This window comes from Pseudomonas sp. Pseusp11, assembly GCF_047304405.1.
Lineage (GTDB): Bacteria > Pseudomonadota > Gammaproteobacteria > Pseudomonadales > Pseudomonadaceae > Aquipseudomonas.
The window spans coordinates 1-13,247 of record NZ_JBGLZF010000024.1 but is presented as its reverse complement, the minus strand read 5'-3'; the positions used below and the strand labels follow the sequence as shown (position 1 = coordinate 13,247).

Annotated in this window: 12 protein-coding genes; 3 read left to right on the top strand and 9 right to left on the bottom strand. The window is 61.5% G+C overall.

The genetic code is table 11. From position 1 onward, the window contains the following. Nucleotides 1-4: 4 nt before the first annotated feature. The 3 genes from pcaG to pcaQ all read right to left on the bottom strand — a co-directional run bounded on the left by pcaG (nt 5) and on the right by pcaQ (nt 2,374). Entirely contained in the window at nt 5-610 is a 606-nt protein-coding gene (gene pcaG / locus ACCC96_RS19680) for a protocatechuate 3,4-dioxygenase subunit alpha (protein WP_413696678.1), read from the bottom strand. 11 nt (nt 611-621) lie between these two features. Next, nucleotides 622-1,341, bottom strand: a complete 720-nt coding sequence (gene pcaH / locus ACCC96_RS19675; protein ID WP_413696677.1) for a protocatechuate 3,4-dioxygenase subunit beta — start codon at nt 1,339-1,341, stop codon at nt 622-624. Between the two features lie 103 nt (nt 1,342-1,444). Beyond that, entirely contained in the window at nt 1,445-2,374 is a 930-nt protein-coding gene (gene pcaQ / locus ACCC96_RS19670) for a pca operon transcription factor PcaQ (protein WP_413696676.1), read from the bottom strand. A 247-nt stretch (nt 2,375-2,621) separates the two neighbouring features. Here pcaQ and ACCC96_RS19665 point away from each other — a divergent pair, with 247 nt between their 5' ends. Both ACCC96_RS19665 and ACCC96_RS19660 read left to right on the top strand, forming a co-directional pair. Beyond that, nucleotides 2,622-3,668 (top strand): Rieske 2Fe-2S domain-containing protein, encoded by a 1,047-nt coding sequence (locus tag ACCC96_RS19665; RefSeq protein WP_413696675.1) that lies wholly within the window; start codon nt 2,622-2,624, stop codon nt 3,666-3,668. Further along, complete coding sequence (locus ACCC96_RS19660) at nt 3,665-4,615, top strand: PDR/VanB family oxidoreductase (RefSeq protein WP_413696674.1); 951 nt, start codon at nt 3,665-3,667, stop codon at nt 4,613-4,615. The genes ACCC96_RS19665 and ACCC96_RS19660 overlap by 4 nt, the downstream gene beginning before the upstream one ends. Nucleotides 4,616-4,625: 10 nt before the next feature. Here the strand turns inward: ACCC96_RS19660 and ACCC96_RS19655 are convergent, their stop codons facing one another. From ACCC96_RS19655 to ACCC96_RS19635, 5 genes are all read right to left on the bottom strand, one after another. Next, nucleotides 4,626-5,339: a GntR family transcriptional regulator gene (locus tag ACCC96_RS19655; protein WP_413696673.1), complete on the bottom strand. Its 714-nt coding sequence runs from the start codon at nt 5,337-5,339 to the stop codon at nt 4,626-4,628. Between the two features lie 83 nt (nt 5,340-5,422). After that, complete coding sequence (locus ACCC96_RS19650; RefSeq protein WP_413696672.1) at nt 5,423-6,664, bottom strand: thiolase family protein; 1,242 nt, start codon at nt 6,662-6,664, stop codon at nt 5,423-5,425. Beyond that, a complete protein-coding gene (locus ACCC96_RS19645; RefSeq protein ID WP_413696671.1) occupies nt 6,661-8,544 on the bottom strand; it encodes a feruloyl-CoA synthase in 1,884 nt (627 codons plus the stop codon). Before ACCC96_RS19645 ends, ACCC96_RS19650 begins: the two co-directional genes overlap by 4 nt. A gap of 143 nt (nt 8,545-8,687) precedes the next feature. Then, nucleotides 8,688-10,136, bottom strand: a complete 1,449-nt coding sequence (locus tag ACCC96_RS19640) for an aldehyde dehydrogenase (protein ID WP_413696670.1) — start codon at nt 10,134-10,136, stop codon at nt 8,688-8,690. 129 nt (nt 10,137-10,265) lie between these two features. Beyond that, nucleotides 10,266-11,096 carry a p-hydroxycinnamoyl CoA hydratase/lyase gene (locus ACCC96_RS19635; RefSeq protein WP_007895816.1) on the bottom strand — a complete coding sequence of 277 codons (831 nt, stop codon included), beginning with the start codon at nt 11,094-11,096 and terminating at the stop codon, nt 10,266-10,268. A gap of 212 nt (nt 11,097-11,308) precedes the next feature. On the opposite strand from ACCC96_RS19635, the gene ACCC96_RS19630 reads away from it, so the two are divergent. Continuing rightward, the gene (locus ACCC96_RS19630) at nt 11,309-11,797 is read left to right on the top strand and encodes a MarR family winged helix-turn-helix transcriptional regulator (protein ID WP_413696669.1); all 489 of its coding nucleotides are present in this window, start codon (nt 11,309-11,311) and stop codon (nt 11,795-11,797) included. Between the two features lie 6 nt (nt 11,798-11,803). On the opposite strand, the gene ACCC96_RS19625 is transcribed toward ACCC96_RS19630, so the two are convergent. Further along, nucleotides 11,804-13,114 carry an OprD family porin gene (locus ACCC96_RS19625; RefSeq protein WP_413696668.1) on the bottom strand — a complete coding sequence of 437 codons (1,311 nt, stop codon included), beginning with the start codon at nt 13,112-13,114 and terminating at the stop codon, nt 11,804-11,806. Nucleotides 13,115-13,247: the final 133 nt, after the last annotated feature.

Below are 13,247 nucleotides of genomic sequence, written 5' to 3'. Positions count from 1 at the left end.
GCCTTTAAAAATCGAAGAACACCGTTTCACCCTCCCCCTGAATACGTATGTCGAAACGATAAGCCGCCTTGCCATCCACCTCGCAACGCTGCGCTATCAGCGTTTCGCGACGCTGCGGTTGTTCGATCAGGTTAAGCACCGGGCACTTCGCGTTGGCTTGTGGTTCATCGGCAAAGTACAGCCGGGTGTGCAGGTGAATATTGATCCCGCGGGCAAACAGCGACACATTGATGTGCGGCGCCATCGGCACCCCGGCGGCATTGTTCACCACGCCAGGCTTGATGGTATTGAGTGTCCACTCCCCTGCATCGAAGGTGGTGGCGGTTCGGCCGAAGCTGTTGAAGGCTTTTTCCGAGTCGAAGACCGGGTCGTAAACACCTTCATGATTGGCCTGCCAAAACTCCAGAAACGAGTCTCGTACCAGGTGACCGTTGCCGTCATAGACATGACCGATCAGCAGAATCTGTTCGCCCTCGGCACCCGGCTTGGCCATCTGATTCCAGATTTCCTCCGGCCGTGTCGGGTTGCCGGCAGCCGCCAGGGCCAGACCGATATGCACATAAGGGCCGGCCGTTTGCGAAGGGGTTTCGGGTAGCAGTTCGATAGGCATGGACGGACTCCTCAGCAGTTTTCGAAGTGGGTCTTGCGCTGGCCGCGCAGCACGATGTCGAAGCGATAGGCCAGGCAATCCATCGGATTGGCATTACCCATGTCGAGCCGGGCGATCAGGCTCTGTACCGCCTCTGGATTGGCGATCGACTTGACGATCGGGCACATCGGGATCAGCGGATCGCCTTCGAAATACAGCTGGGTGATCAGGCGCGTGGCGATCGATGGCCCGCTGATGGAGAAACGGATGTGCGCCGGGCGCCAGTCATTCGGACCGTTGCGCCAAGGATACGGACCGGGTTTCACGGTGCGGAAGCTGTAGTAGCCGTCACGGTCGGTCAGAGCCCGGCCGACACCGCCGAAATTCGGATCCAGTGGCGCCAGGTAGCGATCATTCTTGTGCCGGTAGCGACCACCGGCGTTGGCCTGCCACATCTCCACCAGGGTATGCGGGATGGGCTTGCCATATTGATCACAGACCCGGCCGGAAACGATGATCCTCTCTCCCACCGGCAACCCACCATTATTGAAGTTGAGTAGCAGGTCGTTATCGAACCGGCCCATTTTCAGGTGAGAGAAATCCGGGCCGCTGGTTTCGCTGGCCGACTGAGGAATGCTCACCAAGGCTTGGCGTGGAGAACGGGCGACAGAGGTTTTGTAATCAGGGGTCAGGGCTTTGGGGTGCCAATTACGGTCACGAATAACGAAACGACTGCTGTCTGCATCAGACATGTCGATCTCCTGTTGTTTGATTTATGGAGCACTGCCTGCGCAGTTTCAAACAACAGAAGGCTGGGGAATATTGAAAAGCCACCTTCAACACATAACCAAACGGTTATGGATAAAGCCCTTCGCGATACGCCTGCCCTACCTCGCGCAGCACCTCGACACACCACTGGGCCGCCAGTGACAAGGGCAAGCTGGCGTTACTGGAAATCCCCACCGAACCACCCGGTTCGCGCTGCCCCAGATTGATCTCAAACAGTTCGCCGCTTGCCAGATCCAGGCGCACGGCATCCAGTGGCGCGATCCAGATCGCCTCGCTGGACAACACATAACGACGGCTCAGGGTCACGGACAAGGTTTCCAGACGCTGCCGCGACTGGCTGATGCCGCATTGCACGAACAGGCTATCGGCATATTTGCGAATCGTCGTCCCTGCCAGCGGCAGCACCAGCGGGAAATTTTCCAGGGAGCTACGCTCCAGCGGCTCGGCCAGCAAGGGATGATCGGGACGCACCACCAGTGTCATGGATTCACTGTACAGATGCTCGAAGGTCAGCCCCTGAATCTCCGGGCTATCGGTCATACGGCCGACCACCAGGTCCACATCGCCCACCCGCAACTGCGACAACAAATAGGCGCTTGGCCCGGTCACCACACTCACCACCAGCGCCGAATGGCGCTCGTGCAAGCGCCGTACAACCTCAGGCACCAGCAAACTTTCCACTGTCGACAACACGCCGAGTCGAACCGTGCCTGCCGCATATTCGCCACCGCGCAAGGTGTTCACCCCATCACGCAACGCCTGCACCGAAGGCCCGGCATAACGCAAAAAGGCAACCCCGGCTTCGGTCAGGTTCACACCACTTTTACTGCGTATAAACAAGCTTGCTGCCAGCAGCTCCTCCAGCTCCTTGAGCGTCTTCGACATCGCTGGCTGACTCACCGCCAAGGTATCCGCCGCTCGCGCCAGGCTGCCCTGACGAGCCATTTCGAGAAAGCACACCAGATGACGGAATTTGATGCGGGTGTCGATGTTCACTACTGAGCCCCGTGAAGTTGCCTCATTGGTATCGAAACGTTTGCAGGCGATCTTAGCGTGCGTTCAATTTCCTGGCGACCGGAGGGTGCTGGATTTCAGAGACTCCCGGCGGCATTGATCCAGAAGAGCTCACAAGCGATTAATGGATCCACTAAATCGTTAACAAGCAGAATTAATTTGACAATACCCCATAAAATCACCACTAATGGATCCACTAAATAACAACAAACAACCTTGGAGAATCTCCATGTACCCCAAGAACACCTGGTACGTCGCCTGCACGCCCGATGAAATCGCTGGCAAGCCATTGGGCCGTCAGATCTGCGGTGAAAAGATGGTTTTTTACCGCGGCCACGAGGGCAAGGTGGCGGCTGTCGAGGACTTCTGCCCCCATCGCGGCGCACCGCTGTCCTTGGGCTATGTGGAAAACGGCAATCTGGTGTGCGGCTATCACGGCCTGGTGATGGGGTGCGACGGCAAGACTGTGGAAATGCCCGGGCAGCGGGTTCGCGGCTTCCCGTGCAACAAGACCTTTGCCGTGGTCGAGCGCTACGGCTTTATATGGGTCTGGCCCGGCGATCAGGCGTTGGCCGACCCGGCGCTGATCCATCACCTGGAATGGGCGGTCAGTGACGAGTGGGCCTATGGCGGCGGCCTGTTCCACATCCAGTGCGACTACCGCCTGATGATCGACAACCTGATGGACCTGACTCATGAAACCTACGTTCATGCGTCCAGCATCGGCCAAAAGGAAATCGACGAAGCGCCGCCGGTGACCACGGTCGACGGCGACGAGGTGGTCACCGCCCGCCACATGGACAACATCATGGCCCCGCCCTTCTGGCGCATGGCCCTGCGCGGCAACAACCTGGCCGACGATGTGCCGGTGGACCGCTGGCAGATCTGCCGCTTCACCCCGCCCAGCCATGTGCTGATCGAAGTCGGCGTGGCCCATGCCGGCCATGGCGGTTATCAGGCTCCCCAGCAGTTCAAGGCGTCGAGCATCGTCGTCGACTTCATCACGCCGGAAACCGAGACCTCGATCTGGTACTTCTGGGGCATGGCGCGCAACTTCAATCCGCAGGATGAAGCCTTGACCGCGAGTATTCGCGAGGGACAGGGCAAGATTTTCAGCGAGGACCTGGAGATGCTCGAACGCCAGCAACAGAACCTGCTCAGCCATCCCGCGCGCAATTTGCTCAAGCTCAATATCGACGCTGGCGGCGTGCAGTCGCGTCGCGTTCTGGAGCGCCTGATCGCCAGGGAGCAAGCCTCGCAGGAGTCAATGGCATGATCGAAGTGCTGGTGGTATCGCGCAACAACGAAGCCCAGGACATCTGCAGCTATGAGCTGGCCAGTGTCGATGAGCGACCGCTGCCGGCCTTCAGTGCCGGTGCGCATATCGATGTGCACCTGCCCGGCGGCTTGATCCGGCAATACTCCCTGTGCAACCACCCCGAAGAACGCCATCGCTACTTGATCGGCGTGCTCAAGGACCCGACCTCCCGCGGTGGTTCACTGGCCATGCACGAGCAGATCCACCCCGGCACGCGCCTGCCGATCAGTGAACCGCGCAACCTGTTCCCGTTGGTCCATGAGGCCAGGCGCAGTCTGCTGTTCGCTGGCGGTATCGGCATCACGCCGATCCTGTGCATGGCCGAACGCCTGGCACACAGTGGCGCGGATTTCGAGCTGCATTACTGTGCCCGATCACGGGACCGTGCAGCCTTTGTCGAACGCCTGCAGCACTCGCCTTTTGCCGACCGGGTGTTCCTGCATTTTGATCAGGAACCCGACACCGTGCTGGACGCGGCCAAGGTTCTGGCCACGCCGCTGAACGACGTTCATTTATATGTGTGTGGCCCCGGTGGCTTCATGCAGCACGTGTTGGACACGGCCAGGAAGCAGGGCTGGCAGGAACAATACCTGCACCGCGAGTACTTCGCCGCTGCGCCCGTCGACACTGGCGTCGATGGCAGTTTCTCGATCAAGCTCGCCAGCAGCGGTCAGGTCTTTGAGGTGCCGGCCGACAAGAGCGTGGTGCAAGTACTGCAAGACCAGGGCATCGAAATCGCCATTTCCTGTGAACAAGGCATTTGTGGTACTTGCCTGACTCGGGTTCTGGAAGGGGTGCCGGAGCATCGCGACCTGTTCCTCACCGAGGATGAACAGGCCTGCAACGACCAGTTCACCCCTTGCTGCTCGCGCTCGAAAACGCCGCTGCTGGTGCTGGATATCTGATAAACCGCGCTTATTCCGAGCGGAGAATGACCTTCATCCGCTCCTCGGCCGTCGCTGAGCCGAAGACCTCGGCGTAGCGCAACGTGGCGTTGGCGTGTTCGCGCATGATCGCTTCGGCACGCGCGCCCTGGCGGTTGACCAAGGCATCGAACACCGAATGGTGTTGCATGTGCGCATAGTTGAAACGTCGGTATTCCCGGACCATGTCGTTGCGGTCCACGGCCAGGGCGGTCACCGAAGCGAAGGGCAAATGATCGTTGCGCGCCAGGGCATCGGCGATCGCCGGGTTGTGGCTGCCCTCGACGATCACCTGGTGAAAACGCATGTTGAGGTCGTGATAGACCTCCAGGTCTTCTATGGTCACGTACCCTTTATCGAACAGTTGATCGCCCTGCATCAGGCACTGTTCGAGGGTCGCCCGGGCTTTGTCCGAGAGCCCGCGCTCGGCGGTCTGACGCGCCGCCAGGCCTTCGAGTACGCCCCGTACTTCGACCGCACCGGCAATGTCATCGGGGCTGACCGAACGCACCTGAAACCCGCGCCCGCCAAAACGCACCAGCAAACCTTCCTGTTCCAGCGTGCGGAACGCCATGCGCACCGGCATCCGCGAGACTCCAAACAGCTCAGCCGTGGGGATTTCCATCAACCGCTCGCCAGCCGCCAGCTCGCCCGAGGCGATCATCTTGCGCAATGCGACCAGCACCGTTTGACCGGGCTTACTCATCCAGGCAACTTCCAGAAAGGTGGGCCTGCATAGTAACGCAAGAGAGTGACGCCAGGTTTGGGCAGAGGCTGCGGTGTTCTGCCTCAGCCTTGATAGGCTGGGTTCTCGATCAGCAGCGCCATGCCCTGCCCGCCGCCGACACACGCGGCGGCAATGCCATAACACAGATTGCCCTCGCGCAGTTGCCTGGCCAGGGTCAGCACCAGACGCAATCCACTGGCGGCCAAGGGATGCCCCAGGGCGATGGAGCCGCCCCGCCGGTTGAGGCGGTCGCCGTCCAGTTCCAGCACCTGCGCCACGGCCAGCACCTGTGCCGCCTGGGCTTCGTTGATTTCCAACAAGCCGATGTCGTCAATGGCCAGGCCGCTGCGTTGCAGCAGCAACTGGATCGCCGGCGCCGGCCCGATGCCCATGAACTCCGGTGCCACGCCCACCACGGCACTGGCCAGCAAATGCGCCAACACCGGACGCCGCGCCGCAGAGGCTCGCCCCACCAGCGCGGCCGCCGCACCATCGACCACCGCGCAACTGTTGCCGGCCGTTTGCACACCGCCGGCATGCACCGCCCGCAACCGGCCCAAAGCGCTCAGATCGGTAGGTCGCGGGTGGCTGTCGCGCGTCACGCAGTCCACGCCCCGTGGCAACTGAATATTCCGTGGCTGATAGCCGGCCAACTCAAAACGCTCATTGCCGATCGCTACCAGTTCCGGTTCGAACCAGCCGTCGGCTTGCGCCTGCAATGCCAGTTGATGACTGCACAGAGCGTAGCGATCCACTTCGTCGCGGCTCAGGCCATGCCGCCGGGCCAGGTTGTCGGCAGTGGTGATCATGTCTACGCCCGGGGCCGGGTCGTAGAGGGCTTCCCAGAGAAAGTCCTTGAACGCCACCTCGGCACCGAGCCGGAAACCGCTGCGGTGGGTGTAAGCGGCAATCGGGTTGCGTGACATCGATTCGGCTGCCACACACAGGGCCAGCTGCACGCCGTCATCCAGTTGCCGCGCGGCCTGCCGCAAGAGTTCGAAGCCGGTGGCGCAGATGCGCTGCACCCCCAGCGCCGGAGTCTCTTGCGGCACGCCACTGTAGAGGCCGATATGCCGAGGCAGCAGGTAAGCATCGAAACTGGCCTGAGCCACGGAGCCGGCGAGCACGCTGTCCACCGAGGACGGATCGAGAGCAGCGCGAGCCAATACCTCGCGCCCGACCTTGATCCCCAGATCGATCGGCGAGACCTGAGCCAAGTCCCCGCCAAGGTCGACCCAAGGCGTGCGCAGGGCTTCGAAAATCGCCACATCGCTAAAGCTCGAATACTGCCCCGCACCGTTCACGGCAGAGGTCCGGCGCGCAGGATGGAAGGCTCTTCACCGCGATACAGCGCCTCGACTTTGTCAGCGCGCCACTGCAACACCGCACGCTGATTGATCGAGCCCTTGTCGGTGATTTCACCACGGTCGATGGAAGCTGGTTCGTCGAGCAGCGCGATCCATTCCAGACGACTGGCATTACCAGTGGCGTCGCGGTTGAGCCGCTGCAGCCAATCGCTGAACCACTGACGCACCGGCGCGCTGGCCAAGACTTCTGCATCGCTGGCGTGGGCACTCAAACCGGCCAGACGTCGGCATTCAAACAACCGGGGAAAGACCAGCGCCCCCAGGCACTCGCGGTCCGGTGCGGCCACCACCAGGTCCTGAACATAAGGAGAACCTTCGAGCACCGCGCGATTGCGCAGCGGGCCGACGCTGACAAACACACCGGAGCTGAGCTTGAAGTCCTCGGCGATGCGCCCGTCGAACATCAGCCCGAGTTGCGGATCACGGGGGTCAGCCAGTTTCAGCGCATCGCCAGAACAGTAGAAACCCTGTTCGTCGAACACCTCGGCGGTCTGCTGCGGCGCGCGCCAGTAGCCCGGCATGATGTGCGGCCCGCGAAAACGCCCTTCCAGCTTGCCGTCCACCGGCACCAGCCGCACTTCGCAACCAGGGGCCGGCAGGCCGATGTAGCCGGCCATGGACAGCGGCCCGGTGGTGAACGTGCAGGACGGTGACGCCTCGGTCATGCCGAGCCCGGCCATCATGCGAATGCGTTCGCCACAATGCTGTTCGGCGACCCGGTCCAGGCGATCCCAAACCCGTTGCGACAAACCGGCGGCAGCGAAAAAGAACAGTTTCATGCGCGAGAAGAAACGCTCGCGCAACTCGCCATCCTGCTCCAGAGCGTTGACCAGTTCTTCCCAGCCCTTGGGCACGGTCAGGTAGGCGGTGGGCGATATTTCCTTGAGGTTGCGCAGTGTTTCAGCAAAACCCTGAACGGTCGGCTTGCCGTCGTCCAGGTAAAAAGTGCCGCCGTTGTACAGCACGATGCCGACGTTGTGGCTGCCACCGAAGGTGTGATTCCACGGCAGCCAGTCCACCAGCACCGGAGGTTCTTCGCCGAACACCGGGAAGGTTTGCAACAGCATCTGCTGGTTGGCGCAGAGCATGCGCTGGGTGGTGACCACCGCCTTGGGCAGTTTGGTGGAACCTGAGGTAAACAGGAATTTGGCGATGCTGTCCGGCCCGGTAGCCGTGAAGGCGCAATCGGCCTCGGCACCGCCGGGTTGTTCCAGCAGGCTGGCAAAACTCGCCTGACGGCGGCCCGGTACTTGGCCATGCACGGTAATCAGCGGCGTTTCAGCCGGCAGCACCGCGTCGATCGCCCGCTGATAGGTCGCGGCGTCGCTGACGAACACCAGCCCCGGTTGCAGCAGATCGCAGACATGCCGCAGCTTGGCGAAATCCTGGGACAACAACGAATAGGCCGGGGAAATCGGGCTATAGGGAATGCCGGCATACATAGCGCCCAGGGCAATCTGCAAATGCTCGATGTCATTGCCCGAGAGGATCGCCAGTGGTCGCTCGGCCGACAGGCCATAACTCAGCAGGCTTTGGGCAATGGCGCGGACGCTGGTCAGCATCTCGGCGTAACTCACCCGGCGCCAGTCGCCGCCCTCTTGGCGAGCGGCAATAAAGGTCTGTTGCGGGCGAACCCGGGCCCAATGCACCAGGCGATCGAGCAAGCGTACGGGCAACTCGGCCAAGGGTTCCAGGGAGCGCATATGCAATATGCCCTGCTCTTCGCTGACTTCGACCGCAGGACAGCCGATGGATACCTGGCGATAGCGCGGTGCACTGGCTTCGGTCTGAGGTGGCGATCTGAATTCGGAACTCACGTGCTTGTTCTCCATCAAGGCACGCCACCGGTCCGCTGCGAAGCAGTCAACTGGGGCATGGCAGCCTTGTTATTGTTATATCTGGCCTGCAAGCGGGCGACGATCGCTCTAAAGCGTACGGCGCCCGACGCTGCGACAGCTGCTCAGATCGGGTAGTGCCGCGGTCCGTTCTGCAAGGTCACCCAGCGCAATTGGGTGAAGTGCTCGATGGACGCCTTGCCGCCAAAACTGCCATAGCCGCTGGACTTGACCCCGCCGAAAGGCATCTGTGCCTCGTCGTGCACGGTCGGGCCGTTGATATGGCAGATGCCCGACTCGACTCGCTGGGCCAAGGCCAACGCGCGACCGGTGTCACGACTGAAGATCGCCGCCGACAAGCCGAACTCGGAATCATTGGCCAGACGCAGCAGCTCTTCATCACCTTCGCCGCGCAGCACCACCGCCACCGGGCCAAAGGATTCTTCGCGGTACAGGCGCATGGCATCGGTGACGCTATCGAGCAAAGTCGGCTGCAGAATACTGCCCTCCAGCCGCCCCCCCGCGACCAGGGTTGCGCCCTTGTCGAGGGCATCGTCGATCATCACTTTGATCCGTTCGCCGGCGTTGCTGTCCACCAGGGAACCGAGCACCGAACCTTCCGCGTTGGGGTTGCCGGCGGGCAAGGTGGCGATCTTCGCCGCCAGTTTGGCGACAAAGGCATCGGCCACCTTGGCATCGACGATCAGGCGCTCGGTGGACATGCAGATCTGCCCCTGATTGAAAAAGGCACCGAAGGCTGCGGCCTCTACCGCCGCATCCAGGTCGGCATCTTCCAGCACCAGGAACGGCGCCTTGCCGCCCAGTTCCAGCAACGCCGGTTTGAGATGACGCGCCGACAGTTCGCCGACGATGCGCCCGACATGGGTCGAACCGGTGAAGTTGACCCGACGCACCGCCGGGTTGGCGATCAGCCGTTCGACAATCGCCGCGGCATCCTGAGGCGCGTTGCTAATGACGTTGACCACGCCATCACCGAGGCCGGCGTCCTGCAACACCTGGCCGATCAGCCGGTGCACCGCCGGGCTCAGTTCCGACGCCTTGAGCACCACGGTGTTGCCGCAGGCCAACGGCATGGCGATGGCGCGGGTAGCGAGGATCACCGGCGCGTTCCACGGCGCGATGCCCAGCACCACGCCGCACGGTTGACGCAGGGCCATGGCGAAGCTGCCGGGCACATCCGAAGGAATGACTTCGCCGGTGATCTGGGTCGTCATCGATGCCGCTTCACGCAGCATGTTCGACGCCAGATGCACATTGAAACCGTACCAGTTGGCCATGGCGCCGGTCTCGCCGGCGGCGGCGATGAATTCCGCGCTGCGGGCCTGCAACTGCTCGGCGGCGCGTAGCAACCGGGTGCGTCGTTCATTGGGGGCCAGGGCCGCCCAGGTGGGGAATGCCGCTTTGGCCGCAGCCACGGCGGCGTCGGCATCTTCCAGGGTGGCGGCGGCAACCCGCGACACGATTTCGCCGGTCACCGGATTACGCCGTTCGAAGGTTCGACCGTCTCGGGCGGGGCACGACTGGCCGCCGATCAGCAGGGGCACGTCCAGCATGGTGATTCCTCTTTGTTGTCTTTATCGGGAATACGTTCGAGGGGCTCACAGTAGCGCCGAGGCGCCGGGGCGAACAGCTGGCGGACGCTCGATCGCCCGGCCAGCTCGCCTTGTTCTCGACGCCGGGGCTCAGCGTTTATAAGCCTGCAAACCGGGCTTGATGCTCTTGTCGTCGAGGAACTGCTTCATGCCCTGCTCGCGGCCACCTTCGGTGTCCAGCAGGCGCGACTGATCGAGCTTGGCGTACAGGTAATCTTCGTTCTGCTCCCAGGTCAGTTCGCGGCAACGCTTGAAGCCATGCTTGGCTGCGCGCAGCACCACCGGGTTTTTCTCCAGCAGGTTACGCGCCAGCTCGATCGTCACTTCACGCAGTTGCGCCAGCGGCACGCTCTCGTTGACCAGGCCCATCTCGGCGGCTTTCTGCCCGCCGAAGGTCTTGCCGGTCATGATGTAGTACAGCGACTGGCGATGGCCCACAGTGTCGGCCATGGCCTTGCTCACCAGGTTGCCCGGCGGAATGCCCCAGTTGATTTCCGACAGGCCGAAAGTCGCTTCATCGGCGCAGATCGCCAAATCGCAGGCCACCAGCGGGCTGAAACCGCCACCGAAGCACCAGCCGTTGACCATCGCGATGGTCGGCTTGGCGTACATGCGCAGCAGTTTCCATTGCCATTGAGAGGCTTCGCGGCGGATTTTTTCCTGAAGGATTTCCGGGCCGGCGTCCACTTCGCGGAAGTATTCCTTGAGGTCCATGCCCGCAGTCCAGGCTTCGCCCGCACCCGTCAGCACCAGTACACCGGCGTCCGGATCCTGCTCCAGGGTTTCCAGAACGTCGATCATCTCGCGGTTCAGGGTCGGGCTCATGGCGTTGCGTTTTTCCGGGCGGTTGAGGATGACCCAAGCGATGCCTTCCTCGATTTCCACTTTGACCGTTGTCCAGCGACCTTCGTAATTGCTCATGGCGATGCTCTCTTGTTCTTGGCTTGACGATGGGTAAAAACTAAACCGCAAATATAGTTATGTCAATTAACTATTAATAAAATTAACCGAGTTGCTTTCGTGCCTGAAACGGGCGCAGCGCCCAGAAATCTGAAAGAGGTCGTGGCTATCCCCGGCCAATCTCGGCAAACTAGATAGCCTTCTTAACCGCCAGCCCGAGGATTTACCCTGCAATGGCCAAGTCTTCCAAGATTGCCGCCGCCCCCGAGGCTCCTGCCGACAGCGCCGAAACCCAGGCGTCGCTGGACGCAGCCCTCGACGACCTGATCGGTTACGCCATGCGCCGGGCGCAGTTGAAACTGTTCCAGAACCTGATTGGCCGGCTCTCGGCCCACGACTTGCGCCCGGCGCAGTTCTCGGCCCTGGCGATCATCGACCAGAACCCCGGGCTGATGCAGGCCGACCTGGCCAAGGCGCTGGCCATCGAGCCGCCGCAAGTGGTGCCGCTGCTGAACAAACTGGAAAGCCGGGCGCTGGCGGTGCGAGTGCGCTGCAAACCGGACAAACGCTCCTACGGGATTTTTCTCAGCAAGACCGGCGAAACCCTGCTCAAGGAGCTGAAACTGATCGCTGCCGAGAGCGACATGGATGCCACGTCCGCCCTCGACAGTCAGGAACGCGAAGAACTGCTCAGGTTGCTGAAGAAGGTCTATCAGGCCTGAAACGACTTACCAGATCGGCACGGTGTAGAGCACCAGAAAGCGGGTCTGGTTTTCATCGCGAAATGCCGCGCCGGCGGGGAAGTCATTGCGATAGATCGACTTGCGCGCCATCAGCCCGACGTTCTTCAAAGGGCCACTCTGGATCACATACCCCAGTTCCATCTGGAACTCCCGCTCCTTGCGGTCGTCGGCATTCAGCGCCGCCAGTTCGATATGATCACCGCGCACATAACGCAGCCGGCTCTTCAGGCCGGGCACCCCGGCGGCGGCAAAGTCATAGTCGTAGATCGCCTGCCAGGTTCGCTCCTTGGCATTGAGAAAGTCCGAGCTCATGGTCAGCTCACTCATGCCCATCAACTCGGTGCCCGACACGTAAGGCGTCGCGGTGTCACCACTGGAGTGCATATAGCCCAGGCTCAGGCGATGGCCGCCAAAGCGATAACCGAACAACGCCGAGAGGTTGCGGTTGTCCACCTTGCCGGCCTTCGCGCTGCCGTCCTCGTCGCTGAAAAAACTGCGCAAGTCAGTGGTCAACGTGCCCTCGCCCACCTGCAGCGTGTGCAGCAAGGCCAGGGTGTTCTGCTGGTACAGATCCGCCACTTCGGCGTGATAGGCACGCAGGCTCAGATCCTTGTTTACCTGGTAATCGCCACCGACATAGGCCATGTGCGATGAGGTGGCCGCGCCGTTGAAACGTCGGTTCGGCGAGGCGATGCTCATCGGCTGGTAGTTGGTGGAATCGCGCTTGTTGATGCGATCGATGTAACCAGTGTTGAAGGTCAGCCCGTCGATGTCCTTTGAACTGAGGGTGGTGCCGCGAAACGTCTGCGGCAGCAGCCGTGACGGACTGGCGAAAGCGAACGGCAGGAAGATCGATACATCGCCGGTTTTCACCGTGGTCTGGGCAAAACGCATCTTGGCGGTCATGGCCAGGCGCGAATACTCGTCCGCCGCACGCTTGTCGCTGGCGGACACCGGCAACAACTCGGTGCCACTGCGGTCCGGCGACGAGTCCAACTTGACGCCCATCAGGCCGCGAGCGTCCAGGCCAAAACCAACAGTCCCCGGAGTAAAGCCCGACTCCATATTCATAATGAAACCCTGGGCCCATTCCCGGGCCGCGGTCTTCGCCCCGTCGTCCTTGTAGTCCCGATCCAGGTAGTAATTGCGCAGGGTCAAGGTGCCGTGACTGTCATCGATAAAGCCTTCGGCCAGCGCCGGAGTGGCAATCACACTCAAACCCAACAGGGCCAGATGACGTGCGCGAACAGGTAAGGTTGAGATCGCCACGAGGGCGTCCCGAGGGAGATTTGGCATGTTCGATGTCCACTTATTGTTGTTGTTTTTTTGAACGGGATCGTCGGGTTGCCCCAAGGATCTCCGGTCAGAGAATGGAAACGCCTGAGGGTGGCGTCAATCCACAATGACCGACAATCGAACATTAATATTA